Source organism: Butyrivibrio sp. VCB2006, from assembly GCF_000420945.1.
Taxonomy (GTDB): domain Bacteria; phylum Bacillota; class Clostridia; order Lachnospirales; family Lachnospiraceae; genus Butyrivibrio.
In genome coordinates this window covers 32,350-56,017 of the sequence record NZ_ATVX01000005.1, presented here as the reverse complement: position 1 = coordinate 56,017, position 23,668 = coordinate 32,350, and the positions used below count along the sequence as shown (strand labels likewise).

General features: G+C 43.7%; 28 protein-coding genes and 1 tRNA gene. 5 read left to right on the top strand and 24 right to left on the bottom strand.

What is annotated here, in order from left to right; genetic code table 11:
- Nucleotides 1-92 precede the first annotated feature (92 nt).
- The 4 genes from G613_RS0106080 to G613_RS0106065 form a co-directional block, all read right to left on the bottom strand.
- Nucleotides 93-545 carry a flavodoxin family protein gene (locus G613_RS0106080; protein WP_029231807.1) on the bottom strand — a complete coding sequence of 151 codons (453 nt, stop codon included), beginning with the start codon at nucleotides 543-545 and terminating at the stop codon, nucleotides 93-95.
- A 53-nt stretch (nucleotides 546-598) separates the two neighbouring features.
- The gene (locus tag G613_RS0106075) at nucleotides 599-1,030 is read right to left on the bottom strand and encodes a hypothetical protein (protein WP_029231806.1); all 432 of its coding nucleotides are present in this window, start codon (nucleotides 1,028-1,030) and stop codon (nucleotides 599-601) included.
- Between the two features lie 71 nt (nucleotides 1,031-1,101).
- Complete coding sequence (locus G613_RS0106070) at nucleotides 1,102-1,398, bottom strand: hypothetical protein (RefSeq protein WP_029231805.1); 297 nt, start codon at nucleotides 1,396-1,398, stop codon at nucleotides 1,102-1,104.
- A gap of 30 nt (nucleotides 1,399-1,428) precedes the next feature.
- Nucleotides 1,429-2,451, bottom strand: a complete 1,023-nt coding sequence (locus G613_RS0106065) for an HD domain-containing phosphohydrolase (protein ID WP_029231804.1) — start codon at nucleotides 2,449-2,451, stop codon at nucleotides 1,429-1,431.
- Between the two features lie 131 nt (nucleotides 2,452-2,582).
- Here G613_RS0106065 and G613_RS0106060 point away from each other — a divergent pair, with 131 nt between their 5' ends.
- Entirely contained in the window at nucleotides 2,583-3,164 is a 582-nt protein-coding gene (locus G613_RS0106060) for an Hpt domain-containing protein (RefSeq protein WP_029231803.1), read from the top strand.
- 42 nt (nucleotides 3,165-3,206) lie between these two features.
- Here the strand turns inward: G613_RS0106060 and G613_RS0106055 are convergent, their stop codons facing one another.
- From G613_RS0106055 to G613_RS0106035, 5 genes are all read right to left on the bottom strand, one after another.
- Nucleotides 3,207-4,511, bottom strand: a complete 1,305-nt coding sequence (locus G613_RS0106055; RefSeq protein ID WP_029231802.1) for an ABC transporter substrate-binding protein — start codon at nucleotides 4,509-4,511, stop codon at nucleotides 3,207-3,209.
- A gap of 13 nt (nucleotides 4,512-4,524) precedes the next feature.
- Nucleotides 4,525-7,044, bottom strand: a complete 2,520-nt coding sequence (locus G613_RS18535) for a response regulator (RefSeq protein WP_029231801.1) — start codon at nucleotides 7,042-7,044, stop codon at nucleotides 4,525-4,527.
- Nucleotides 7,045-7,204: 160 nt separating this feature from the next.
- The gene (locus G613_RS0106045) at nucleotides 7,205-8,422 is read right to left on the bottom strand and encodes an RNA-splicing ligase RtcB (protein ID WP_029231800.1); all 1,218 of its coding nucleotides are present in this window, start codon (nucleotides 8,420-8,422) and stop codon (nucleotides 7,205-7,207) included.
- A 56-nt stretch (nucleotides 8,423-8,478) separates the two neighbouring features.
- Nucleotides 8,479-9,948, bottom strand: a complete 1,470-nt coding sequence (locus G613_RS0106040) for a DUF2828 family protein (RefSeq protein ID WP_029231799.1) — start codon at nucleotides 9,946-9,948, stop codon at nucleotides 8,479-8,481.
- Nucleotides 9,949-10,029: 81 nt separating this feature from the next.
- Nucleotides 10,030-10,094 (bottom strand) — tRNA-His (locus G613_RS0106035).
- A gap of 165 nt (nucleotides 10,095-10,259) precedes the next feature.
- Here G613_RS0106035 and G613_RS0106030 point away from each other — a divergent pair.
- Genes G613_RS0106030 through G613_RS0106020 form a run of 3 tightly spaced genes read left to right on the top strand, consistent with a single transcriptional unit; the run spans nucleotide 10,260 to nucleotide 12,668 of the window.
- Nucleotides 10,260-11,258, top strand: a complete 999-nt coding sequence (locus tag G613_RS0106030; protein WP_029231798.1) for a WYL domain-containing protein — start codon at nucleotides 10,260-10,262, stop codon at nucleotides 11,256-11,258.
- Nucleotides 11,255-11,764 (top strand): CinA family protein, encoded by a 510-nt coding sequence (locus G613_RS0106025; RefSeq protein WP_029231797.1) that lies wholly within the window; start codon nucleotides 11,255-11,257, stop codon nucleotides 11,762-11,764. Before G613_RS0106030 ends, G613_RS0106025 begins: the two co-directional genes overlap by 4 nt.
- The gene (locus G613_RS0106020; protein ID WP_051151040.1) at nucleotides 11,748-12,668 is read left to right on the top strand and encodes a DMT family transporter; all 921 of its coding nucleotides are present in this window, start codon (nucleotides 11,748-11,750) and stop codon (nucleotides 12,666-12,668) included. Before G613_RS0106025 ends, G613_RS0106020 begins: the two co-directional genes overlap by 17 nt.
- Before the next feature lie 39 nt (nucleotides 12,669-12,707).
- On the opposite strand, the gene G613_RS0106015 is transcribed toward G613_RS0106020, so the two are convergent.
- From G613_RS0106015 to G613_RS0105980, 8 genes are all read right to left on the bottom strand, one after another.
- On the bottom strand, nucleotides 12,708-13,247 hold the full coding sequence (locus G613_RS0106015; RefSeq protein WP_029231795.1) for a macro domain-containing protein: 540 nt from the start codon (nucleotides 13,245-13,247) through the stop codon (nucleotides 12,708-12,710).
- 78 nt (nucleotides 13,248-13,325) lie between these two features.
- Nucleotides 13,326-13,919: a hypothetical protein gene (locus G613_RS0106010; RefSeq protein WP_029231794.1), complete on the bottom strand. Its 594-nt coding sequence runs from the start codon at nucleotides 13,917-13,919 to the stop codon at nucleotides 13,326-13,328.
- Nucleotides 13,920-13,938: 19 nt separating this feature from the next.
- Entirely contained in the window at nucleotides 13,939-14,778 is an 840-nt protein-coding gene (locus G613_RS0106005) for a metallophosphoesterase (protein ID WP_029231793.1), read from the bottom strand.
- A 63-nt stretch (nucleotides 14,779-14,841) separates the two neighbouring features.
- Nucleotides 14,842-15,570 (bottom strand): MerR family transcriptional regulator, encoded by a 729-nt coding sequence (locus G613_RS0106000; protein ID WP_029231792.1) that lies wholly within the window; start codon nucleotides 15,568-15,570, stop codon nucleotides 14,842-14,844.
- 118 nt (nucleotides 15,571-15,688) lie between these two features.
- Nucleotides 15,689-16,156 carry an HD domain-containing protein gene (locus G613_RS0105995; RefSeq protein WP_029231791.1) on the bottom strand — a complete coding sequence of 156 codons (468 nt, stop codon included), beginning with the start codon at nucleotides 16,154-16,156 and terminating at the stop codon, nucleotides 15,689-15,691.
- Between the two features lie 225 nt (nucleotides 16,157-16,381).
- On the bottom strand, nucleotides 16,382-16,876 hold the full coding sequence (locus tag G613_RS0105990; protein ID WP_330361445.1) for an NUDIX hydrolase: 495 nt from the start codon (nucleotides 16,874-16,876) through the stop codon (nucleotides 16,382-16,384).
- 337 nt (nucleotides 16,877-17,213) lie between these two features.
- On the bottom strand, nucleotides 17,214-17,447 hold the full coding sequence (locus G613_RS0105985; RefSeq protein WP_029231789.1) for a C-GCAxxG-C-C family protein: 234 nt from the start codon (nucleotides 17,445-17,447) through the stop codon (nucleotides 17,214-17,216).
- An 86-nt stretch (nucleotides 17,448-17,533) separates the two neighbouring features.
- Nucleotides 17,534-18,421, bottom strand: a complete 888-nt coding sequence (locus G613_RS0105980) for a hypothetical protein (RefSeq protein WP_029231788.1) — start codon at nucleotides 18,419-18,421, stop codon at nucleotides 17,534-17,536.
- A gap of 149 nt (nucleotides 18,422-18,570) precedes the next feature.
- Between G613_RS0105980 and G613_RS0105975 the strand changes: the two genes are divergently transcribed.
- The gene (locus G613_RS0105975; RefSeq protein ID WP_029231787.1) at nucleotides 18,571-19,062 is read left to right on the top strand and encodes a hypothetical protein; all 492 of its coding nucleotides are present in this window, start codon (nucleotides 18,571-18,573) and stop codon (nucleotides 19,060-19,062) included.
- A 74-nt stretch (nucleotides 19,063-19,136) separates the two neighbouring features.
- Here the strand turns inward: G613_RS0105975 and G613_RS0105970 are convergent, their stop codons facing one another.
- From G613_RS0105970 to G613_RS0105935, 7 genes are all read right to left on the bottom strand, one after another.
- A complete protein-coding gene (locus G613_RS0105970) occupies nucleotides 19,137-19,700 on the bottom strand; it encodes a rhomboid family intramembrane serine protease (protein ID WP_029674600.1) in 564 nt (187 codons plus the stop codon).
- Between the two features lie 255 nt (nucleotides 19,701-19,955).
- Entirely contained in the window at nucleotides 19,956-20,393 is a 438-nt protein-coding gene (locus G613_RS0105960; RefSeq protein ID WP_029231785.1) for a hypothetical protein, read from the bottom strand.
- Nucleotides 20,394-20,404: 11 nt separating this feature from the next.
- Complete coding sequence (locus G613_RS0105955; RefSeq protein ID WP_029231784.1) at nucleotides 20,405-20,584, bottom strand: hypothetical protein; 180 nt, start codon at nucleotides 20,582-20,584, stop codon at nucleotides 20,405-20,407.
- Between the two features lie 37 nt (nucleotides 20,585-20,621).
- Nucleotides 20,622-21,044: a hypothetical protein gene (locus G613_RS0105950; protein WP_029231783.1), complete on the bottom strand. Its 423-nt coding sequence runs from the start codon at nucleotides 21,042-21,044 to the stop codon at nucleotides 20,622-20,624.
- Between the two features lie 410 nt (nucleotides 21,045-21,454).
- Complete coding sequence (locus G613_RS19990; protein ID WP_278246497.1) at nucleotides 21,455-21,583, bottom strand: hypothetical protein; 129 nt, start codon at nucleotides 21,581-21,583, stop codon at nucleotides 21,455-21,457.
- Nucleotides 21,584-21,984: 401 nt separating this feature from the next.
- Nucleotides 21,985-22,815, bottom strand: coding sequence for a deoxyribonuclease IV (locus tag G613_RS0105940; protein ID WP_029231782.1), 831 nt, complete (start codon nucleotides 22,813-22,815; stop codon nucleotides 21,985-21,987).
- Nucleotides 22,816-22,887: 72 nt separating this feature from the next.
- Nucleotides 22,888-23,415, bottom strand: a complete 528-nt coding sequence (locus tag G613_RS0105935) for an NUDIX domain-containing protein (protein WP_029231781.1) — start codon at nucleotides 23,413-23,415, stop codon at nucleotides 22,888-22,890.
- Between the last annotated feature and the right edge of the window lie 253 nt (nucleotides 23,416-23,668).

Genomic DNA, 23,668 nt, shown 5'->3' with positions numbered 1-23,668 from the left:
AAATTCCCCCATCATGAAAACATACTATAGAACCATTATATAATGTAAACTTTATTTTGTATTAAATTTATTGCTAATAAGTTTATAAAATCTCAACTTTTAACTCTGATAAGAGTTCTGAAGAACTCAACAGCGTCCTTAAGATCGTTCTCATCAGGATGTCCCTTGCTGGTTCCGCCAACAAGCTTGAATGGTCCGAAGGTGTTATAACCGTGGCAGGTGAACTTGCCAACAACCTCAGCGTTCTTGCCCTTAATTGAATCAGCCATGGACTTGGAGAAATCCTTGTTCATAGCACTTGTCATGATATAAAAAATCTTCTTATCCTGTGGGAGATTAACCTGTGCAAAGTTCTTGATCTGCTGATGGAACTGAGCAGCATAGATACCGGATGCAAATCCGATAAGATCATAACCTGACAGGTCCTTTTCTTTTACCTGTGTAGCGTCAACAAGCTCCACGTCAAATTCCTTGGCGATGGCCTCAACTACCTTCTTAGTGTTGCCATGATGTGTTGATGCATAGACAATTACTGCGTTACTCATACCTTTTCCTCCTAGAAAGGCGGCCATTTCAGGCCGCCCTTTAATAATTATGATTATTTCTTTTTAGTCTTAGATGAATTTACATAAACAGCAGCTCTGGACAGGAACTTGAATTCCTCTTTGCCGTTTTTCTTAACTACTGCTCTCTCAATGCCCTTGGCAGTTCCCTTACGAACAGCCTCATTGAACATCTTACCAAGGCGGGCTCTTACCTGAGCCGGAGACTCAGCAATCTTGTACTCTTTAACAACTTCACCAACGGAAGCGAATGTAGGAAGGTCAGCAAGAGTGAACTCTTTATCCATCTTCTTGGCTTCATCTATCATGTTTGCAATAGCAAGTGCATAGCCATAGACTGTTTTTTTACTGAACTTCTCTTCCAGCATCTCACAGATGTAATAGTTAACGGTTACGTTTTCTTTCTTGGCTGCTTTCTCAATCTGATCGTACAATTCCTGACTGATTGATAAATTTGCTCTTGGCATCTTATCCCCCTCCTATGAGTATTGTATCATCTATATATGATGATACCACAAAACTCACACAATATAGATAATTATTTTTTACTATTATGTTCTAATCTCATCATGAAAATAGCGTATTCATCATTCTGGAACTCTAAATCCGGCGAATTCTCACCGCCGCCGTTAGTACTTCTTTTTATTTCTGCGTAGAACTCCTCCCCCTGATTAACTATGTCCATAACAGAAACGTCGATTCCGTTCTCCACTGCAATCTTGCAAAACTCAGCCAGTGGCTCCTTACAATTTCTTGTGTCCATGAGCTTATTTCTAAGAGCCTCATCTTCATTGGCTTTACTAAGTAGAATCTCAAGTTTGTCAGCAATACTCATATTTTCATCCCCAATCAAAAAAGCATGAAATCAAGTCTTGGCGTGGTCATCCCGCATGCGATACTCTTTGTCGTCGTCGATCATTGCCAGCATAATATCCGCAAACTTAGGATCGAACTGGCTTCCTTTACCCTTTTCAATCTCTCCTCTTACTATGTCCTGAGCAAGGACTCCTCTGTAGCTTCGGTTACTTGTCATAGCATCGTAAGCATCAGCTACAGCAATGATTCTGGCTTCTTCCGGAATATCATCCCCGGCAAGTCCCTGAGGATAACCGCTTCCATCGTATCGTTCGTGATGCCATTTAGCTCCAGCCGCAAGTTCAGGCATTTCCTTGATATTGCCAAGAATTTTCCCGCCGATTCCCGGATGTTTCTTGATGCAGGCAAACTCCTCTGCTGTAAGCCTTCCCGGCTTATTTATCACCTCATCCGGAATACCGATCTTGCCAACGTCGTGGAGAAGCCCCATCATGAAGATCTTCTCCTGCCTTTTCTCGTCGTAGCCGAGTCTGGCCGCTATCTCCTTTGAATATAGAGCAACTCTGCCCGAATGTCCATTGGTATAATTATCTTTTGCATCAATTGCATCTGCAAGGCTCTCTACAACGTGGAGGAAAAGATTCTCATTTTCCTTGGTTTTCTCATCAACCATGCTCTCAAGGTCCCTTTGGAGCCTTACAAGTTCCACAGCATGTTTAACCCTGAGTACAAGAACGCTGGCCACAAAGGGCTTCCTGATAAAGTCCATTGCCCCAAGAGAAAGTCCCTTGGTCTCTGTATCCTCATCTTCATTGGCTGTCAAAAAGATCACCGGAGTATCTCTCCACTTGGCCTCACTCTTTTTCAGCTCCTTAACAACCTCAAATCCATCCATCTCCGGCATACTGATATCCATCAGGATCAGATCCGGCGCAGCATTTTCCTTGGTGTATTCCAAAAGAGCTTTTCCCGATTTGAGCACAATTGCCTTAAGCCCGGCAGATGAAAGGGTATTCCAGGCTCTTTTTAAAATTATAGGATCATCGTCGACAATTATGATTTCCGGAATCATTATTACCTCCAACGAGATTAGTTCCCGTTTATGATATTTTATGATATCTCAAAGACGTTTATTCATCAACTAAATAGTGGTATACTCAAAATGTGCTAAACCCTAGAAAATCCAAGGAGGAACCTGCTTACGTGAACATTAATATCCCAGGCGTCGATGTCGATAGTGCCATTAATAATTCCGGCTCTGAGGAGCTTTTCACAGAGCTTCTTGGTGATGTTTACAAAATCATAGATGAGAAAAGTAATCAGGTAGAAGCTTTTCTAAGGGATAAGGACATTAAAAACTACACTATTCTGGTCCATTCCCTTAAGACCACCTGCCGCATGGTCGGTGCCATGGAGCTTGGAGAAAGCTTTTTTACCCTTGAAAAGCTGGGAAAAGAAAACGACCTTGAGCAGATAGAAAAGGCTACCCCTGAGGTTTTAAGCGCCTTCAGAGCTTTAAAGCCCTATCTTGAGCCTTTTGCTGCAGGTAACGGCGGACCTAAAGCCGCTTTTGATAAAGATGCAGTTTCAGCCATCTTAAATAAGCTCATTTCCGCAATAGATGACTTTGACCTGGGCTCTGCAGAAGAGGCCGCACGTTCTCTCTTCTCCTATAGTTATAACCAGGACCTGGCCCACAAAATGGAGGCCCTGGATAAACTCGTCACCAATCTTGATTATGTTGAGGCCAAGGATCTGGCTGGGCAGATTCTGGGAAGCCTCTAAATATCATTGTTCTGCGACATTTAATTCGTAATATTCCACTTATTAGTCCGTGTGTATCGATCCATAGTTTGCCACTGCTTCATCCACGGTCATTGTACCGTTTATGACAGCGTAGGCAGCTGCCCTAAACTGTTTTACCGCAGTATCAAGGATTTCTATATCTCTTACATTAATAGTTCTATCCTCCGGGAAGCCGGAAAGTGAGGCATATACTTCGTCCAGGGAATAATCCTTGGTAGGAGTTATAAGCCTTTTCTTTTCTGCCATAAGTCCGAGCTCAACTTTGCTGGTCAAAAATCTCATGAATTCATTGGTCATATCCAGATTCTTGCTGTTCTTGTTGGCGCAGAACAGGATTGATACTGAATCCATGTAGTATCCACCCTTATCACCGGATGGAGCCACGTAGAAATCATACTTGAAAGGATTTGCGGAAAAAGCTTCCGACTTACTCTCACGCTTCTTGGTTCCGGAAACAACGTCGCCGGAGCAGAGCATCATGGGCACATCCCCTTCAAAGAAGCGCAGGATCACTGCATCGTAATCATTCTCAATTTCAGCTGAGCACTTAGCCACATCAATACAGCCGTAGTCCACAAACTCTTTTAACCTGCTAAGAGCGGGTCTCATGGCTTCTCCTGCAGAAGGCTCAAGGTTATTAAGATCACCCTCTACGCTCCTGTCGCCCTTGACTGTATTGGCAAACATAGGATAAGCAAAGGAATAGCCGATTCCCGGCGTTGTTGTGGTATTACTTCCCATAACAGGAGATTCGTAGCCTGCTGCCTTGAGCTTGTCGCAGACTTTTTTAAGCTCTTCGAAGTTCTTTGGCACCTCCAGGCCCTCTTTTTCGAAGATATCCATATTTACCAGCATTCCATAGGAGGTTGCAAATATAGGCAAAGCCACAATCTCGCCGTTTTCCATATCCAGGGTAACTCCGGGACGGAGGCAATCAAGATTGATTTCCAGCTCTGAATCCGAGAGAACCTCTGCCCCCTCAAACATTGAATCATATTTCTCGTTTCCAATCATCCAGGGCTGAGCCACGAAAATATCCGGAGCCTCATCACCTGCAAGAGCATTCAAAATCGCATTTCCGTAATCATCCAGGCAGGTGTAAGTTATCTCGCCCTTTGGATAATGCGCATAAAATCTCTCGATTGCATTATCCAGGGACTCGAAATTCGAATACGTTCCTACTACAGACAGCTTATATTCTGTATCCGGCGAGTACTTGGGGGAAAACTCCTTAACCACCGATTTGTCCTGGCCGCATCCCATAACTCCCATTACCAGCATTGCCACAAGCGCCATAGAAACAATTGTTTTAATGCGATTTTTCATGTGTCCTCTCCTTTCAGCATCCTTCACCCAAAAACTCTTTTATCTGTGAAGTTAATTCGTTCTGACTAATGTCTTTTAGATTCATTCTCTTTAGCTTGTCCTCGTCCAAGCCTCCCGGATCAGGCATTTCGCTGCTCATAATGATCAGCTGCGCCTCATGCTTTTCCAGATATTTCAAAGCCTGCTCTCCTGATTTGACCACCACCACGTTGTACGCGGAAGAGAGCTGGTCTTTTAGTTTTTTGAGAAGGGCTACGTCTTCGTCTACTAGAAGAAGTGTATGAATAGGTTTTGAGTCTTTCTCTGCATCTACTGATTTATCTGCATCGGAAAATTCATCTAGTGGCTGCTCTATCAAATCTGTCGGCAAATATGTAAGCAGCATGTTTTCTAGTCTATTAGTGTCGATTGGTTTCGTAAGATAGTCATCAAAGCCAGCATTTATGTACATCTCGCGCATTCCTGAGACTGCGTTGGCCGTAAGGCATATGATCGGAGTCTTCAGGTTCGGTGTATCCGTGCACTCCTTCATTTCCTTGATAGTCTCGATACCGTCTTTGTCCGGCATCATATGGTCAAGGAAGATCACGTCGTAGAGATTTCTCTTAAACAGCGCAATTCCCGCATCTCCGCTGTCCGCAGTATCTATCTGTATCTTGGTCTTACCAAGAAGACTTACGAATACCTTAAGGTTGATCTCTGTATCATCCACCACCAGCACTCTTGCCTTAGGCGCAATGAACTGAGCTTTGTACCTTTGTCTGTCTCTGATAAAGCTCTTGTAAGCTGCATCAAACTCCCCAAGGGGCTCCCATTTCACCACTTTTTGCTTCAGGTCAAAAGAGAACTCGGAGCCCTTTCCATATTCACTTTCCACCTGAATCTTACTTCCCATCATGTTGAGGAAGTTCTGAGCAATGGCCATTCCAAGGCCGGTTCCCTCGATGTTTCGATTTTTCTTTTCCTCAATCCTCTCAAAAGCTACAAAAAGCTTGTTGAGCTCTTCCTTCTTGATTCCGATTCCCGTATCCTTGACGCTTACATGGAGTATTACGTGATTCGGCTCCTCTTCACATTTTGTGGAGGATATTGAGAAGACAACACTACCTTCCTGGGTGTATTTGACCGCATTTGAAAGAATGTTGGTAATAACCTGCTTGATCCTAATCTCATCACCATGAAGAATTCTTGGTATATTGCTGTCCACATCAAGCTTGAAGATAAGCCCCTTTTCATCAGCTTTTCGCTGAACCATGTTAACAAGGTCGTTCAAAAGAGATGCTATGTTGTAGTCCACGTTGATGATTTCCATCTTGCCCGCTTCAATCTTGGAGAAATCGAGGATATCGTTGATGATTCCAAGAAGCGTACTTCCTGCAGCCCGGATGCTCTCTGAGTACATCAATATTCCTTCATCGTGGCTATCTCTCAGGATCATCTCATTCATGCCGATTATGGCATTCATAGGTGTCCTGATGTCATGGGACATTGTGGACAAGAACAGAGACTTCGCTTCATTGGCCTGATTTGCTGCTTCCGCAGCCACAGTCAGCTTACGGTTGAAGTTTAGGAGAAGTAATAAGTTGAAATGAAGAAGAACCATAAGTCCAATGGATACGATAACAAGAAGAATCCAGTCAATTGACCTGTTCATTATCAGCTCTTTTGCCGGAATATAGGCCACCAAAAACCAACCCTCAAGATTGCTGAGAGGGGTATAAGCTATTACGCAGTCCTCATTCTTGGAGTTGTGAATATGCATGGATCCTATGTCTGTGAGGATCGTATTTATAACCTCGTTGTATTCCTGGGCAGACATTGGGTTATAGGATTTGAAATATTCAAAGAAATTGCTGTTTTTAAGGGATTTGCCGTGGATCATGTAGCTTCCGTCCCAGTCTATAAGGGATATTTCCACATCTTCGTACTCACCCTTCAAGAAGACCAGCTTCTGCTCAAGACGGCTCACCGGTACCACGCGTAAAAGAAGCCCCTGTCTCAGCGCCCCTGTTTCCTCGTCCATAACCTTAACATTGTTAAGAAATGCAATGGACTGCACACCGTTAAGCGGATTGGTATAGGCCCTTGTCAGGTTTACCGCACCATCCACGTTACTGATCTCAAGATTATCGAAAATTGAAATATGAGAATACTTAATTGAATAATCCGACGTATCCGTGGTACTGGCAGTAGTCGATATTCCCTTCATGGATCCGTCATCAATATATATCAGATGTCCCGAGATTTCCGGAGATATCTTGGCCTTTCTAATATACGAAATCGCCTCATCAATGGTCATAGGATCTCCCGCTTCCGCCGACCTATTGATGTAATTCGACCAGATATCGCACAGATGCTGCTCATCCTCCAGATAATTGGCTATGATCTGCTCTGTGGTCGTCGTCATCTTCTCAAAAGACGCAACCGAAGCCTGGTTTGACTCCCTCGCCCTATCGTTGGCATACTTCACGATAATGAAGAGAATCAACCCTACTATCACAATATTTATGATGATAATATATCGCTTCTTCAACCTGCACCCTCAGTAAACACTTAAAAATCTACATAACTGTACAGATTAATTATACTATTTTGCGTTCATTAATATTGTTAAAAAAGTATAAATGGAGAATAAAGAACTACCTCAGTCTTCTCCCACAAGCGGTTAAGTGCTATTTATGGCTCTAATAAAATTAGTTTGCTGCCTTAAAGTTATAAATTGGTTTCATCACATCGATAATCTCCACTGACTCCTTGATTACATCGATGATGTCATCCAGGGACTTGTAGGCCATTGGTGCCTCGTCGATGGTGGCCTCACAGACGGATGAGGTGAAGATTCCCTTCATGGACTCCTTGTACTCCTCCATTGAAAGGTTGTTTCTGGCTGCAGATCTGGACATCAGCCTTCCTGCGCCGTGGGGAGCTGAGTAGTTCCACTCCGGATTGCCCTTACCGATGGCAAGGACAGAACCATCCCTCATATTGATAGGGATCAGAACCTTCTCGCCCTTGTGAGCTGCAATAGATCCCTTCCTAAGGATCATCTCCTTTGTATCAATGTAGTTATGAACTGTGTGAAAAGACTCACCAGCTGACAGACCAGTCTTCTCCAAAAGAATCTCCACCATCTTCTCGCGATTTCTTTTGGCAAATCTCTGGCATATCTCCACGTCGTGAAGGTAGTCCTCAAGGTACTTGCCGGACAAATAGCACAGATCCTCAGGCATGGTCATTGGTCCCTCGTGGTACTTCTTGTTATAAAGCTCCTTAAGCGCGGCCTGAATCTCAGTACGTCTTCCCTGCTCCTTGTACTCTTTGATAAGCTGCTCCCTTGCCTCCAGATACTCACCGATTCCCTTATCAAGGTCCACCGCAAGAGTCTGGTAAAGCTCAGCTACCTGCTTGCCAAGATTTCTTGAGCCGGAGTGAATTATGAGGTACTGACTGCCATCAGCCGCTCTGTCCACCTCGATAAAATGATTACCGCCGCCAAGAGTGCCTAAAGATCTCTCAAGACGCTTTGCCTCCTTGAGCTGACGATAGCAACGTAGCTCTGTCAGATCGAACTTCTCAATTCTTCCATCCCACACATCGCGTCCGCAAGGTATTGTGAATGCCGCCATATCCAGCTTCTCCAGGTCAATCTTCTGCTTGCCAAGATTAACTGTGTACATGCCGCATCCGATATCAACGCCAACCACGTTAGGCACTGCCTTGTCTGTGATTGTCATTGTTGTTCCGATTGTGCAACCCTTTCCTGCATGAACATCAGGCATGATTCTTATCTTTGACCCCTCTGTCATTGGGTAGTCGCACATTCGTCTAATCTGCTCTATTGCCTCATCCTCCACAACCTTGGCGTAGCAAAGAGCTGTATTAACTTTTCCTTTTATCTCAATTGTATTCATAATTTTCCTTCCAATCCTGGCCGGGAGTCTTCATTCTCCCAGCATCTTCTATTAAGCTAAGCCGCTATTTTCTGATAACGCGCATTCATCAACACGCTCATCATAAATTTGTATGGCTCTAAATTACCCTCTTTTAACATTGAAAAGATCTGTGGGCTGCAGCCTGAAACAAGCGCCACGCCCTGATCATTCATCCCAACTGGCTGCTGCATGTTACGGCTGTTCACGTTCCAGAAAACTATCTGTGGAAGTCTGAAGCCGTATCTTGCGAACTCTGCCTTGGCATGTTCAAAGTTTGTTGCCTTCGAATTGCCGGCGCAGAAGTCGAACTCCATGTCAGAGATTATGTAAAGCTTCTCGGGCATATCTGCCTGTGTGAGCTTATTGTCCACAGCAGATCTTAAGATCAACGCAAAGGTCTTTTCAATATCTGTGTTGCTGCACTCGTTGAAGCCCATGCAGTAACGCACCTTCTCCGCAATATCTCTACCCTTGATCTCAATGAGTCTTGGGTTCGTTGAGAATGTTATGAAGTGATTTCTGAATGCGCCGGTATTTCTTTCTGCAAAATAGATGCCCAGGGACTGAGCAACTGCTGCAGGAGTAGGATGAGCGCCATGGTACATTGAGCCTGATCCGTCAACCACTACAAGAGAATTCTCCGAACCCGCATAATTCTCAAGGGCATTCCAGGTTACATTCATTGCACGTCTCTCGCCCAAAGTAAACTCTTTTCTTCTGATAACAGGCGCGATCACATCGTATGGTGTAAGTGTTCCAATGTGCATAACAGAAGGATCTGCTTCAGCCCTATTTATAAAGGCTTGATATCTCTCCCGATCATTTCTGACGAAAGCCTGTCTGTATTTGTACAGTGCCTTTGAAGGCTGCTTTTCATAGTCAAAAGAATAATCTCTTTCGCGAAGATTGTTCTCAATGATTTTGATCTGCGATCTAAGAGCTGAGAGTGTTTTGCGATACTCACAATCAGACATCTTCATGAATCTTGCAATCTTCTTGGCATTTCTGACAGCATCCTTGTTGCTTGTATTCACAGAAGGAAGCCATTTCGCCAAAAGAGATACATCTGCCTTCTCACCGTTTTCAGCAAGCTCGTCCATATCTGCATCAAAAGTTTTCTTAATGTATGCCATAACCTCTTTTTCTACAGGTGTATCAAGTAGAGCCAAAAGGTCATCGTATCTGCCATACTCTGCCACGTTCTCGATATTTCTTTTTACAGATTCAGGCTCTGCAGCTGCCAGATATTTGAGGATTACCTTGAATACTCTTCTCTCACCAAGGCCGCCTCTGATATCTCTTGCAAAGAAAAGCATCTTCATTGCAAAATCAGCATCCTCCGCATAAGCTCTTGTAAATCTTTTTATGATATTTTCATCAGCTGTGTTTCTGAGCGCACCGATTGTAGCAAAGAGATCAAGGCAGTCTGACTTGGTTGAAACATATGTAACTGCGCCGTTCTCTGTATAAGTTTTGTTTGCTTCTTTCTTTAAGAATTCTAACATTGCTTTTTACCCCTTTAATACTTGACCCATGATTCTGTGGCTGTCATGGGCCATTTTTCAAGACACATACACCCCGAAGGGTCGGAGCGGGATTCGGACCCGCGATTTCCGGATTCATGATCCGGTGCTTAACCACTTAGCTATCCTGTAATGATTGCTGCCTGTGTCTTTGTTGTGATTTAATAATATCGCTTTGAATTGGAGATAAAAAGATGCAGATTGACTTGCTAACGCAACCCCAATATAATGTGAAATATACATATAATCATGTTAAAAGAGATATTTTCACAACCCCAATTAAGAGGCGTAGCATGACAGAGAAATACAAAATTTATCTTTCAGATGATACTAAAACAAGACTCATAAACGACGCCGAACTCTTCGAGTTCACCAAGAAGGACGAGTCAGTGAACCTCAACGCCTTCCTCAAGACGCTGATTGTGAACTACTTTGACCGGTACAGGCAGGATAGCGAAAGCCTCCTTTCAAGCATCAAGCAGGATCTGACCGCCATCACATCCATAAGTGACAAGGATGCTGCGCTCCTGGCGGATAAGATTGTCAGCACATATATTAAGGCAGACAACTTCCAGAGCAGCAAGAACTCTGCCCTCACCCTGACTGTAAGCGGCTCCTCTTACGAGATTCTAAGAATCATCGAGAATAACATGTTAAAAGACACCTCGCTCTCCCAGTACCTCAAGGACATGTTCAACTCCTATCTGTCCATACCAAGAAGTGAGCGAGAGGCCATTATCTTCAAGGATACCTACGAAGACATTACCAGAGCTCTCAAGGAGCACCGGATATTGTCTTTTACCAATACAACATCCGGCGATGAGAAGGCCTACCTTGTAGAGCCTTACATTATCGCTCCTTCCAAGGAAGAACAGTGTAACTACCTGCTTTGCATGGATCGCAGCACCAGAAGGCCCAGAACCTTCAGAATTTCCAGGATCAGAAGCGTTTTTGTAACCTCTGATTCTTTTCCCGTAAATCCGGACACACAAAAAGAGCTCCAGGAAAAAGCCATCCGGAGCCCTCATTCGGTATCATTAACAGTCCAGGCCGTCGTTCGTCTGAACAAATATGGAGTTAAAAAGTTTAAGGCAATTACCAAGAACAGGCCTATCGTCTCTAAGATTGAAGGCGACCTCTACTACTTCGACTGGCCCGAGCTTCAGCTGGAAGAATACTTCAAGCGTTTCGGCAGAGATGCCCTCGTAATTGAGCCTGCCTCGTTAAAAGAAAAAATCAAAAAATTCTACTATTATGGTCTTAGAGAATACAACAAAGGAGCCATTAAATGAGCAATTTGGAAAAAGAAGTAAGAGAAAAATACGAGAAATTAACTAAACTTCTGATAGAGAAAAACCTCACAATAACCACAATGGAGAGCTGTACCTCCGGTCAGATTGCCTCTCTCATAACTGATACAGAAGGTGCATCAGCTATTATGAAGGGGGCTTTTGTCACCTACAGTAACGAAGCCAAAATTCGCCAGGGTGTTTCAAAAGATACAATAGAAAAATACGGTGTTTACTCCAAAGAGACCGCCACAGAAATGGCGCAGGTTTGCAGATCTTTTTACGACGCCGACCTCGGAATAGGCGTAACAGGGAGCTTCGGCAACGTGGACCCCAATAACGCAGACAGCGTCCCCGGGGAAGTGTATTTTGCAATCGCCACCAGAAACGCTGTTCAAAGCTACTACTGCGAAGTCCCGCCGCAGCCAACCAGGCTAGACTATAAGCTTTACATGGCCGGGAGAATAGTAGAAAACCTTTTGGAGAACAAACATGACATCAAAAATTAAAGATACCCAGATGAAAAGTTCATTACTGCTTCTTCTTGCGTCTGTTGTGTGGGGACTTGCGTTTGTCGCCCAGTCTGTTGCAGGCGGAAGCGTTGGCACCTTCACCTTTAACGGAATCAGATTTATTATCGGAGGCCTGTGCCTTCTTCCATTTCTTAAAGGACATAACGTCAGGCCATCCAAGATTCCACCTCGCAAACTCGTCGGCGGGTTTCTATGCGGATCTGCTCTCTTTCTGGCATCTTCTTTTCAGCAGGGCGGAATTGCCCTGGGAGCTGACGCCGGAGAAGCAGGATTTTTAACCGCCTGCTATATCGTCCTGGTGCCGATTCTTGGGATATTTATAGGAAAAAAGTGTTCTGTATTTGTTTGGCCCGCTGTAGCCATTGCCCTGCTTGGCTTGTACATGCTCTGCATCCCTGTGGCAGGCAGTGGTCTGAAGATTTCCCCGGCAGATCTTTTGCTCCTTGGATGTGCGCTGATGTTCTCAGTACAGATCCTGTGCGTTGATCACTATGCTAGAATAATGAGCCCTGTCGCCCTTGCTTGTATTCAGTTCTTTGTAAGCGGCGTGGCTTCTCTGGTGGCAGCCTTAATATTTGAGCTTAGGCCCGATCCCGCAGCATGGATCAGCAGCCTTTTGGCGCCTCTGTCATGGGTAGCCATCCTCTACACCGGAATCTTCTCCTGCGCCGTAGGTTACACACTTCAGGCCATCGGCCAGCGCGACATAAATCCGGCTCTCGCTTCTCTGATAATGAGCCTTGAATCCGTCTTTTCATCCATATTTGGTTGGCTCATTTTAAGGCAAACCATGACCGTACGCGAAATATTCGGCTGCGCATTCATCTTTGCCGCAGTACTTCTCGCCCAGATTCCGCAAAAGAGCTCTCAGCCAAGCTAAGCCATCTATTCCACACGCAAAAATGCCATGTAACGGTACTCAACCGCAACATTCGCAATCAAACACCGCCTCGGCCTTCATCATCTCATTCTGCCCATAAGCGCATAGTTTTACATCAATCTCATAATCAGGATAATCCTGAACGAATTTCTTGTAGGCCAATAAGCACTGCTTAGTTGATTCAGCCACCGGATTAGCCAGATTTCCTCCAAATATTCCGGAACTTATAAGCGGAAAAGAAATACTGTGATAGCCATTCTCTTTTAAAACAACCAGGGAGTTGTAATATGCCTTAAACAACTCTTCAAATGCAGTAGGCGTAACCGCAAAGTTTGGACCCACTGCATGAATTATCGCCTTTGCATTTGTCAGGTTAAATGCCGGCGTAATTACCGCATCTCCGTCCTTAAGCGGCGTTTTATACTTGCCACACGCCTGCGTAAGTTCCTTCATTCCTGCCTTATTGAAAATAACTCCGCATATTCCACCACCGGCCCAAAGCCCGCTGTTTGCTGCGTTTACTACAGCATCTGCTTTTTGATCTGCGCATGAACCATGTATAAGCTCTATCTTACTCATCTTTTTTCTCCTTACAACCTACATACATCTGCCACAATGTAATTGTTGAACACACAATCTGCCAATCAAAGCAAAACCTCACAAATTCAGCACAAAATAAAATGCCAAGCACATCAGCGCCGATCCCAGGTGCATGATCACGTAGGAAATCTTCCACTTGCCGCCGGCATTAAAGCCATAGAAATCTTCCCATCCCTTGCCTTCCGGCGCAAATACCACTTTGTAAAGATATAGCGGCCCGTACAATGCAACAGGTAACATTCCCAGAAATGCCGCCCCCAGGCTGGTTTCCCTTCTTTCAAATATACACAGCGAAGCAAGGGCCATCAGCGGCGTTAGCAGATGCATGAATAGATCAAAGCCTTTTAGTAGCGGCCCAATTCCATAAATTCTGGCCAGGAAAAGAAATACCGTCAGCATCGTAACTGTAACCCCAGCCGTTCCAACAATTTTCAGGTAATACACCCACATTTTTTCAGGGAAAATACACATGCACACAGATGCTGCAGCACACAGAAGATTACTTTGAAGGGTAAAATAGCGCATCGCCTTTTTTCCCCTCTGAACATTCCACTTTCCATCCTCTCTAAAAAGCCCCATTGTAAGGACTACCGTGAGGATCGCTATAGTTAAGTTGATTATAAAAGAAATGGTAGAATTAGCGCTTTTCATACACTAATTCTACCATTATTCATGAAATATCAATAATAACTATTTCCGGATGATTAAAGAACCTTGGATAAGGCATTCTTTCCCTGCAAAGGCCTCTGCTCACAACCATGTCGGTATCCTCAGAAAGCTCATACAGTCCACTAACATACTTTGGGTAGTAACCTTGATCCGGTGCCAGTGTTCCAATTCCGGTAAACGGATTTATCCACTGGCCTCCATGAGCATGACCGCTAACTACAAGATCAAAGCTATAACTCCTGTACACATCTACTTTTTCAGGCCTATGGGACAAAAGAACCTTGTAATTCTCCGGATGGGACATAGCATCCGCATTGTCAAGCTGACTTTGCCACTCTTCCGGTGACATATAAGTAGGATCATCAACCCCGCATATATCAACGTCATTTCCGTTTATGTTTATGGTACATGAATCTCCGTCAAGAACTACAACCCCTTTAGAAACAAGATATTCCTTAATTTCGTTTTCTCTTTTGCTCCAGATTTCATGATTTCCGGTGACGTAGAAACATGGATATGCAGAAGCTATGGCCTCAATGAGCGCTTTGGAATTGTCATCAGTAAACTTGTTATCAAATATATCCCCCGACAAAAGAACTGCATCAGGCTTCTCTTTTTTGATCATACGAACAAGTCGCCACTGATTCTTGCCATAGTAGCAAGAATGAAGGTCAGTAACCAGCGCAAATCTCACAGGTGAGCTTACCTTCCCCTTGCCCTCAAGACTGATGTGCTCCGTGACCGGAATTTCAAAATACATGATTACCAAAAAGAATAGTGCAATCAAGCGTAGCGGCCACTTCCAAAATTTTCCTTTATGTTGTCTATCAGCTTTTTTCATCGCAACCCCCAAACGAATTGTATTTATCAATAATACATCTTTGGAGGAAGTTTTGTTGTAGTTTTATTTTCCGCAATAAATCTTAATTGCCTGAAATACGAATTCTGCGGTTCCCTTTCCGCCCATCTTGTCGATGTTCTGGGTGAACTCTCCGCCACTTGCATAGCCGGTTCCAAGGCTGTAAAGAATTTCGTTAGTGCAGGTATACATATTCTCAGTAATGAAATCCTGGATCTTTTTTACCTGCCCCTGAACCTCCGCGGAAGCGGGATCCTTATCCTTCATGGTGCCGAATTCCTCAAAGAGCTTGGAAAAGTCAGCCATCATGCTGCTTTTATCTTCCTTGGTCCAGTTTTTACTCTTTTCCTCATACTCTTTATAAGCAGCAGTCTCTCCCCACTGCTCTTTTGCTCTCTTTGAATATTCCTCAAGTTTACTGCTATCAAATGCTGTAAAATCCAATCTTCTCACTCCTCTCGTTTTAAGGTAATTGCACAGATTGAGCAGATTCTCAATATGCTCCTTCTTTAACTCCAGAAGTTCAATCTGCTGCTCCAGTGCCTTCGTCTTGTCAAAATCAGATCTGTTTATTATTTCTTTTATGTCTTTAAGCGGAAACTCCAGCTCCTTGAACAGTAAAATCTGCTGCAATTTCTCCAGTGCTGCATCGTCATACAGCCTGTAGCCTGACTCCGTGTATTCTGCCGGCTTCAAGAGTCCTATTTGGTCGTAATACTGCAAAGTGCGTATACTCACTCCTGTCAGTTTACTTACTTCATTTACTGTCTTCATGGCTTTCATCTCCTTCACGTGTAACTATACCTTAAACCATGACGTAACGTTAGAGTCAATACTTTTTGAGAAAAAAAATATAGAGGCCGCGAAACCTCTATACTTCTATAAGCCTATATTATTCAGTAATCCCAAATTCTTTCATCAAACTGTCAAACCTTGCCTGCTCTTTTTCCTTAATGGGCTTGGAAAGGTCATTCACGCAATGATGGATTACGTCCGCATCCTTGATGACTTCGTCCATAGGGCTATCCACAGTCAGCTTGTCATCATGGTGATAAATTGCTGAGCAGATAATGTCTGTCTCCTCAGGCGTTGTCAACTCAAGCTTTGTGAGTATCTTCCTGGCATAATCCGCACCAAGATGGGCGTGGTCATCATAAGAACCCGTCTTATAGGCATGCATATCATGGAGCATAGCCGCCATAGCCGCAAGCTCCGGATCAAGGCCCCTTTTCTTAGCTATCATCTGCGCAGCGAGAGACACTCCGTAAAGGTGCGCTATTGCACTTGTCCTTTTATCCTCATCTTCCATCTTGTTAAGCTTCTTATCAACATACTTTCTCAGTTCCTTTAATCTACTCATAAAGCCCCCTTTATTCTGTTCATAAGTTATGTTTTATTGGATTATCTTCTCCTTGAATATATGGATGATATCAGATTACGCCTAATCCTCAGTTTTTCCTTTCTCACTCGTAGCCACTCCGCTTAGATAGAGTCAAGACTACGAGTATTAACTGATTTTTGGCTCAGCACTCGTAGTATTTTCTTTACGATTTTTGCTCAACCACGCGTAATCAATTCTCCATTATCAGTGCTTCGCTCTCTCCCTGACCATCTCGAGCTCCTCAGGATAGATGCAGTTCTTGAACGCATTATCCCTGACTCCGCTTATGCATTCATCAAGGTCCATCCACAGCACTCCGCTCACTTCTTCCTCTTGGAGAACAAGATCACTTTCTTCCACGTCAGCCCACAAAAAGTAAACCTTCGTGAACTGCCTGTCGTGGTACTCCTCTCCAAAAAATACGTCGTCCCAGACAATCCTTCTGTCGCCGCAGTATACAAGATCAGACTCGTTCGCCGTAATCCCCAACTCCTCGCGAAGCTCTCTTACCGCAGATTCAAGGAATTCCTGTCCTGCTGTAATATGGCCAGCGCTGGAAATGTCATAACATCCGGGAAAAGACTTAGTCTCTGCCCTCTTCTGCAAAAGAACCTGTATCTTGCCCTCTCTTCTTCTCAAAATCCAAACATGCGCCGTTCTATGGTGCACACCATTCTTGTGAGCGTATGCCCTCTCCACCGTTTCCCCGGTGGGATTTCCGTTTTCATCAACAATATCGAGATATTCCATCATCTAACCTCACAAAAAAATTTTTTGCCATTTCTTTCCCGTCCTTCGTATAAATAATCAGAACATAAAAAACACAGCAGTCCAAGTAGCTTATGCTTTACAAAAGGCCAGCAGTGTTAATGAATGTGAAAAAGATACTGGGAGCTGCTTAAGCCTAGCTCAGAGGTATCAACAAGTATCTACAGCGAGAATAGCGAATGCTTTATTCGAGCCAAGGGAAGCGTTACAAGAGCCTATCCGAAAGGATGGGCTCTTGTATCGTTTAGCTGTCATTATGATAAAAACTTTATTCCCCGATCATCTCTTCGAGCATTGCTGCAGCCTCACCAACCAGGTCATTACAGTTCCTGCCGGTACCAGCCCTCTTCGCAATAAGAGTCTTGCAATCAAGACTTCCATTTTTCTCAAGGAAGGCCTTCTCATACTCTGCTGCCTTGTCTATTCCCAGCTTTTCAAGCATGGCAACGACGCTCAGATATGTTCCACATTTTCCATCAATGCTTCTTGGCGGTGGAACCAATTTCTGCGCCTCTGCGCATCTCGTATTTTGAAATCCTCATTTTTATACGAGGGAAAAAATACATGGCAAAAGAAATTTCTTTTCCCTTAAGCGACCTCCGCTTTCGCCCTTCGTGACATGGGGTCTACCATGATGATCACATACAGGAATACCAGCGCAAAAGATAACACTCCGCAAAGTATACCAAAGCCAAATCCGTCATCAGCACCGTCCCACCAGAAAATTCTCTCAACGACCTCATAAATAAGTATATTTGTCAAAAAAGAACTTGCTGCGAATATCAAAAGCTGCTTCCTGGACTCTATCACCCTGAATATCTTGATGCATAAATACGGGAATAAATCAAGGATTACCCCGCAAATGATCAGACTCGTAAATTCACTCCAGTTATTATTTGGATCAAACATATCAAAAAACGAATTCATAAAGCTGTCCATTAGGTCAGACATTGATATCGCCCATAAAAAGGTGGAACAAAGCATACCGGCAAGTATTACCTTTACGCGTTCTTCCTTGTCTTTTGCCTTGGGTTGCTCGCCCCTCTTGGCATCACGTACTACGCCCTTTTGAATATACATAAATAGAGCCAGTAGCACGATCACAACCACGATCATGTTATTGAATATGTACAAGAGCCTGTCAGCCCAAAAGCCAAGGTCTGTTCCATAGTAGCTTTCTTCGGCGCCTGTGCCATGCATGCGACTTATAATGCCATTAATCAAAAGATTTCCCAAGAACACAGGAGTCAAAGCATAACCTATATCCATAGGCTCTTCCGGCCTGCACAGCAGCATAAGCAAAGCTGCCATTACTGTACCGCAGGCCACTGCGATAAGCCTGGGATGTCTGAACACGCTCCTGTACCAGGTTTCAAAAGCTCCATTATCATGTGCGATTGATACTCCCGCCAAAACTGCCAATTGAATTAAAAATATACCCCCACAAATAAGTGCCCTTTTAGCATTCTTGTTCATTTCATACCTCCCATTAGAATTTATTTAGAAAACGGTTAAACTTTTTTACGATAAAATTTCATGCGTCTTAATACTTCCTTAACTAGTACTTAACATTTCGTTGCTACCATATTACAAAAGCTATTACTGATGTATGGAGGATAATACTCATGGATGAATTTACTGTCACATACACTTATAATCTGCTATTCCAATGGTTAAAAGAAACGCTAAGCGTTACCCCATATAACATTACTATTCAATCAGACAAAAGTAAAACTACAATTGTCCCAGTTAAAAATCTGAAAAAAATCGAGTTGAAAAAACGGTATAGTGTAATTCATTTTTTACTTGGTTTCTTACTTGTATATGTGGCAATGGAGAGCACTATTTCTCTTAATGACCTTATTCATACCATTCCCATTGCCATCCTGGGAGCTATAGCTTTTTTAAATGGGGTTCAATATAAACTAGTATTCCACATGAGGGAAAATGCCGCATACCCATCGACATATAGAATTATTGTTCCCATCTTTGAGAGATCGAAGCTTCAAGACGCTCAAAGGGCAATCCGTGCTGTCATGCCATACGAGCCCGAAAAGAGAAAAGCAATATTCCCGCACCCGCAGAATATTCAGCCTGTTCAGATAAAAAGAGCTTAGAAAGCTTTATTCAAGCCAAGGAAAGAGAATCAGCTCCAAATCCATCTCTGAATTCTTTGCTGATTCTCTCATTTTTATTTCTTATTAAGTCTATATCCCACAATAGCACCAATAACGCCGCCCAAAACATGTGACAGATTTGATATATTATCCTGAAGAAATAATCCTTCATACACCTGCTGCCCGATGAAGATGATAGCAACCAGAATAAATGTCAGCGGTATTTCTCCATTCTTGAAGCTAGTAAATGATGTTAAAAGAATAAACGCAAACACTACGCCACTGGCTCCGCACAGAGCCACATTCCAGAACAAAAGATAATTCACAAGTCCTGTCACTACTGCAGTGATCAAAATCACCTGAAGAATTCTCTTGGAGCCATATTTTTCTTCAAGCATAGGACCAAGCAAAAGAATGTATGCTGCATTACCGATGTAGTGTTCCCATCCGCTGTGGCCTAATACATGTGTAAAGAATCTTACGTAAGTAAACGGATCTGTAAGTGCTGAATGATAGGTCATGAACAGAAGCTGATTGGTCATCCCAGCTGTCAGATACCCAAGTAACAGCACTCCAAAACTTATAAATATGAATCCAAGTACTACTGGAGAATTGAATGTAATCTTTAACTTCTTCATCTCTATGTGGAACACTCCGTTTTTGTTTTCTATTGTACTACACTTTCATCAATAATTATCGTTCCAGTAATCTTCAGCTGCATCATAAGCTTCGTCTTCATCCGGCATTTGGCTTTATTCTTAAGGTAATGTCTTACGGCCACTATGATGATTGCAAGCAGTAGTTCAAACATAAATAACATAGGAATCACCACCTTCCTAAAAGGGCACAGGGGCAGGAGATGATATATGATCATCCCCTACCCCAACTTATACTTAATCCACATCCCCATAATACCCTGGTTTGGTGTAACCATTCTCCCCCGTTGGAAGTCCGATGACGTGAAGTTCATCTGCAGAGTATACCCATCCTTTTCCGGAACCTGAGTAGCCAGAACTGTTGCTGCTGCCACTAGTTGAGCTGCCAGAGCTAGTTCTTTTACCACCGGATTTGTGATTAGGCTTTCTAGTTGATGTTCCTTTGCTGATGGAATCAATTGCTTCCTGAGTGAGGTTTCCATCTGCCTCGAGTTCGTCCATGTACTTTTCCTGCTGCTGACGCATCTTGGCAAGCCAAGCCTGGGCATAATCGTCGGAGTCACCGGCATGAACTGTGATACCGGTAAAGCCTACAATCAGCCCAACTGCGATTATTGTTGAAAGTGCAATTATCATCTTTTTCATGAGGTCACCTATTCCTTTCACATCAAACATTGGTTAAATCTTCATCGTCTTCGCCTTATGATCCAGTAGTAAGGGCAGCTGCACACACACCATATTCCCTTACCAAAAGATAGGAAAAAGATTTTCAGCACCAGGAACACTCCATACAATCCGAGCAAAACCGGTGCAAGCGCCATTGCTATTGCTCCATAAAATATAAGATCAAGAATCAAGTCAATCATGCTATCACTTCCTTTCTAAACTACTACGCCGACTAACTTATCCCCACATTTCTTCTTTCATCACATCCTGACAGTTTCTGAGGTTTGACATGCTATCGCAGAGGATGAGGACTTCATTCCAGCAGGTTGATACTTCATCTGCCAGAGAATCGGCATCTTCAATTCCCCACATAACTGCGAAGTCTTCGAAGCCGTTAATCTCAAGGTCTTCCCGGTAAAAGATATTTCGAAGGTCCTCTGCTACCTCTCCGCAGAAAGCAACGTTCTTGCAGCCTCTATTTAGAACCGCATCCGCTGTTTCTTTTACCATGGATTCATCCATGATCTCATCAGCTACGACGATCACTGTGTGGTTGGACAGGTCTCTAAGGTTCTTGTTGCTGCCAAGGATGCCTTTGCCGATTATTCCAAATGTGATGTTCTGGTTAGTCTCCTGTGGTGTATATACGTACTGGATCATGGTGTCCCTCCTTCTGCAAAAGTTATTGCAATACAAATCTTGGTTTCTATGATCCTAGTATGCGCCTTATTGAGTCCTATAAAACTCTCAACTAGGTATTGTGGCTTAATGGAGTTCTTTTGCCGTATATATGCAATATATTGCGGTATTGCACAAAAAGGCTTCTCTACAATGTAACGAAGCCGTAAGTTTATTATTATTTAATTTATTGGGGTTAAATTCTCGGCACCACCCACCGATATAAGAAGTAACAAAAGAAAGGAGGAAGATACACGATGAGAAATCTTCCTAAGAGATAAAGGTACCTTCACTGCGGCAGGCTCCCGGTGGAGGTACTTTTTTATGTTCTGATTAGTTCCCGGATAAGTTTCCCATTAGATACAAGAGCATCTGTTAGGCTTCTTTTAGTGTCATGCATTGAACCCGCTAATTCTTTTCCCAACTTCTTCATCTGCAGTGAGGTCATAAACCATCCTATAGCAGTCAAGGGCCTGGTTATGGTCGCCGGCATCTGCTGCCTCTTCTGCTGCCTTGTACAAAAGGGCAAGAGTCACAGGGTTGGCCTGGGTTGGGATTTGGTTATCCTCGAGAATCTTTTGGATCTGCGAAAGGTCATTTCTCGCAACTTTTTTGCCTTGTCCTTGTGTGGTGTCAGGGTATCTTCAGTGTTTATCTCATATTCATCTTCCCCCAGGCAGTAGTACTCGTACAAAAAGACTTCTGAAATATGCCTGAGGCAAACCTGTAGTTTACTCATAGTATGTAGAATCTTACCTTTCTCAGTTACTTATCCTCTGGCTGCAGAAACCGTTTTAATCTTCACTCTTGAGGTTGTATCTCCACCTCAGCACAGCAATGGTCACCAGTGTTGAGAAGACTGAAAAGCACAGGACGATTATCGGGGTGCGCTCACCTTTTTTGCCGAGTCTTCTGACAAAATTTATTCAAACCAGCTTTTCACTGTGGCAATCTCCTGGATATAGCCGTCATCATCGTTAGGGGTTTCGAGAATAAATGGGAGGCCCTCAAATGCCGGATGCATGGCAAATCGCTTCATTGCTTCCATTCCGATAAAGCCCTGTCCGAGCTTCTCATGGCGGTCTTTGGCGGCGCCGCACTGATTCTTGCTGTCATTAAAATGTACTGCCTTGAGCTTATCAAGGCCGATAATCTTGTCGAAACGGTCAAGGACGCCGTCCAGGTCTTTTACTATGTCGTAACCCGCATCCCAGGTATGGCATGTGTCAAAGCACACCCCAAGTTTATCATTTAGTTCTACACGGTCGATGATTGCCTTAAGCTCCTCGAAACTTCTTCCTACTTCTGAGCCTTTTCCGGCCATGGTCTCAAGGAGCACAGTTGTCTGCATTTCCGGGAAAAGAGCTTTATTAAGGCCGTCAGCTATCTGCTCTATTCCAACCTCCGGGCCCTGTCCTGTGTGTGAACCTGGATGGAAATTGTAATACTGTCCGGGAAGAGCCTCCATTTTTTCCAGGTCCTTCTGAAGCATATCAAGGCCGTTGGCTCTAGTGTCAGGATTGGCGGAGCAAAGATTCATGGTATAGCTGGCATGAGCTACAAGCTTGCCAAATTTCTTTTCCTCAAGTATGTTCTGTAAGGCCTTGACGTCTTCCGGGGTGACATCCTTGGATTTGCCGCCGCGAGGGTTTCTCGTAAACCAGGCAAAGGTGCTTCCGCCAAAGTCCACCATCTGATGGCCCATGGCCTCGTATCCGTTTGTAACTGATAAGTGACATCCGATGTATATCATAGTTTTCTTTCTATCTCCTTGGTCTGTCGAATATTCATAGATTCTTTTCTATGTCCTTGGTCTGTCGAATATTCATAGTATCTTTTCTATATCTTTCAGTTCGTTGCAGAAATCTTCGTCGTTGTGGTCCGATACGTGATGAAGGAATTCACTAAAGGGCATGACTTTCACGTCATTTACTTCTTTGGGGTCAAATTTAAAGCCGCTTTCCGGCACATCCACTCTGCACATGAATACAGAGAGAAGTAGGCCTGTGCCATCCTCCCAATCTACGATGCGGTTGAAGGCCAACTGCAGGTCTTTTGCCGGAATTGTTATATCCAGTTCTTCCTGAACTTCCCTTATGACTGCTGCCTCTGGCTCCTCTCCTGCCATCACAGCGCCTCCGGTCATGTCCCACTTGCCCGGGTAGTACTTGGCCTTGAGGGATCTCTGCTGAACGATGTATTGTCCTTCGCCCTCTCCCGGCGCGGGGCTTTCTGTTGTCTTCATGATTATGAGGACGTGTCTATAATATTCTCCGGGCTTTTTGGGATCATGCTTGGGTCTGGTAACCCCGGTGTACTGCCCGGAGCGGGTGAAAATGTCGATGTATTCCATGGTGGCTAGTTTCCTATACTTGTTATTCTTCTTTTATTCATTCATTTGCATTGGTTTTATTTTATCACTTCTGATGGAGGCAAAAAAAGGCTTTCACAAAAATGTGAAAGCCTCGAAAATTTACTTACCTTTGTAAACCCTTTGGAATAAATTCTATCTTTAATGTGCTGTTTGGTCCTACAACGCTCCAGTCAGGTAATACCAAATGAAACCATTCTTAATTCTTGTTATTACGAGCTCCCCTATAATCAAT

What these genes read in the sequence shown, in the direction of transcription:
- G613_RS0106080 (WP_029231807.1), bottom strand. Translation starts at nt 545, where the DNA reads ATGAGTAACGCAGTAATTGTCTATGCATCAACACATCATGGCAACACT.
- G613_RS0106075 (WP_029231806.1), bottom strand. Translation starts at nt 1,030, where the DNA reads ATGCCAAGAGCAAATTTATCAATCAGTCAGGAATTGTACGATCAGATT.
- G613_RS0106070 (WP_029231805.1), bottom strand. Translation starts at nt 1,398, where the DNA reads ATGAGTATTGCTGACAAACTTGAGATTCTACTTAGTAAAGCCAATGAA.
- G613_RS0106065 (WP_029231804.1), bottom strand. Translation starts at nt 2,451, where the DNA reads ATGATTCCGGAAATCATAATTGTCGACGATGATCCTATAATTTTAAAA.
- G613_RS0106055 (WP_029231802.1), bottom strand. Translation starts at nt 4,511, where the DNA reads ATGAAAAATCGCATTAAAACAATTGTTTCTATGGCGCTTGTGGCAATG.
- G613_RS0106045 (WP_029231800.1), bottom strand. Translation starts at nt 8,422, where the DNA reads ATGAATACAATTGAGATAAAAGGAAAAGTTAATACAGCTCTTTGCTAC.
- G613_RS0106040 (WP_029231799.1), bottom strand. Translation starts at nt 9,948, where the DNA reads ATGTTAGAATTCTTAAAGAAAGAAGCAAACAAAACTTATACAGAGAAC.
- G613_RS0106030 (WP_029231798.1), top strand. Translation starts at nt 10,260, where the DNA reads ATGACAGAGAAATACAAAATTTATCTTTCAGATGATACTAAAACAAGA.
- G613_RS0106025 (WP_029231797.1), top strand. Translation starts at nt 11,255, where the DNA reads ATGAGCAATTTGGAAAAAGAAGTAAGAGAAAAATACGAGAAATTAACT.
- G613_RS0106020 (WP_051151040.1), top strand. Translation starts at nt 11,748, where the DNA reads ATGACATCAAAAATTAAAGATACCCAGATGAAAAGTTCATTACTGCTT.
- G613_RS0106015 (WP_029231795.1), bottom strand. Translation starts at nt 13,247, where the DNA reads ATGAGTAAGATAGAGCTTATACATGGTTCATGCGCAGATCAAAAAGCA.
- G613_RS0106010 (WP_029231794.1), bottom strand. Translation starts at nt 13,919, where the DNA reads ATGAAAAGCGCTAATTCTACCATTTCTTTTATAATCAACTTAACTATA.
- G613_RS0106005 (WP_029231793.1), bottom strand. Translation starts at nt 14,778, where the DNA reads ATGAAAAAAGCTGATAGACAACATAAAGGAAAATTTTGGAAGTGGCCG.
- G613_RS0106000 (WP_029231792.1), bottom strand. Translation starts at nt 15,570, where the DNA reads ATGAAGACAGTAAATGAAGTAAGTAAACTGACAGGAGTGAGTATACGC.
- G613_RS0105995 (WP_029231791.1), bottom strand. Translation starts at nt 16,156, where the DNA reads ATGAGTAGATTAAAGGAACTGAGAAAGTATGTTGATAAGAAGCTTAAC.
- G613_RS0105980 (WP_029231788.1), bottom strand. Translation starts at nt 18,421, where the DNA reads ATGAACAAGAATGCTAAAAGGGCACTTATTTGTGGGGGTATATTTTTA.
- G613_RS0105975 (WP_029231787.1), top strand. Translation starts at nt 18,571, where the DNA reads ATGGATGAATTTACTGTCACATACACTTATAATCTGCTATTCCAATGG.
- G613_RS0105970 (WP_029674600.1), bottom strand. Translation starts at nt 19,700, where the DNA reads ATGAAGAAGTTAAAGATTACATTCAATTCTCCAGTAGTACTTGGATTC.
- G613_RS0105960 (WP_029231785.1), bottom strand. Translation starts at nt 20,393, where the DNA reads ATGTTTGATGTGAAAGGAATAGGTGACCTCATGAAAAAGATGATAATT.
- G613_RS0105955 (WP_029231784.1), bottom strand. Translation starts at nt 20,584, where the DNA reads ATGATTGACTTGATTCTTGATCTTATATTTTATGGAGCAATAGCAATG.
- G613_RS0105950 (WP_029231783.1), bottom strand. Translation starts at nt 21,044, where the DNA reads ATGATCCAGTACGTATATACACCACAGGAGACTAACCAGAACATCACA.
- G613_RS0105940 (WP_029231782.1), bottom strand. Translation starts at nt 22,815, where the DNA reads ATGATATACATCGGATGTCACTTATCAGTTACAAACGGATACGAGGCC.
- G613_RS0105935 (WP_029231781.1), bottom strand. Translation starts at nt 23,415, where the DNA reads ATGGAATACATCGACATTTTCACCCGCTCCGGGCAGTACACCGGGGTT.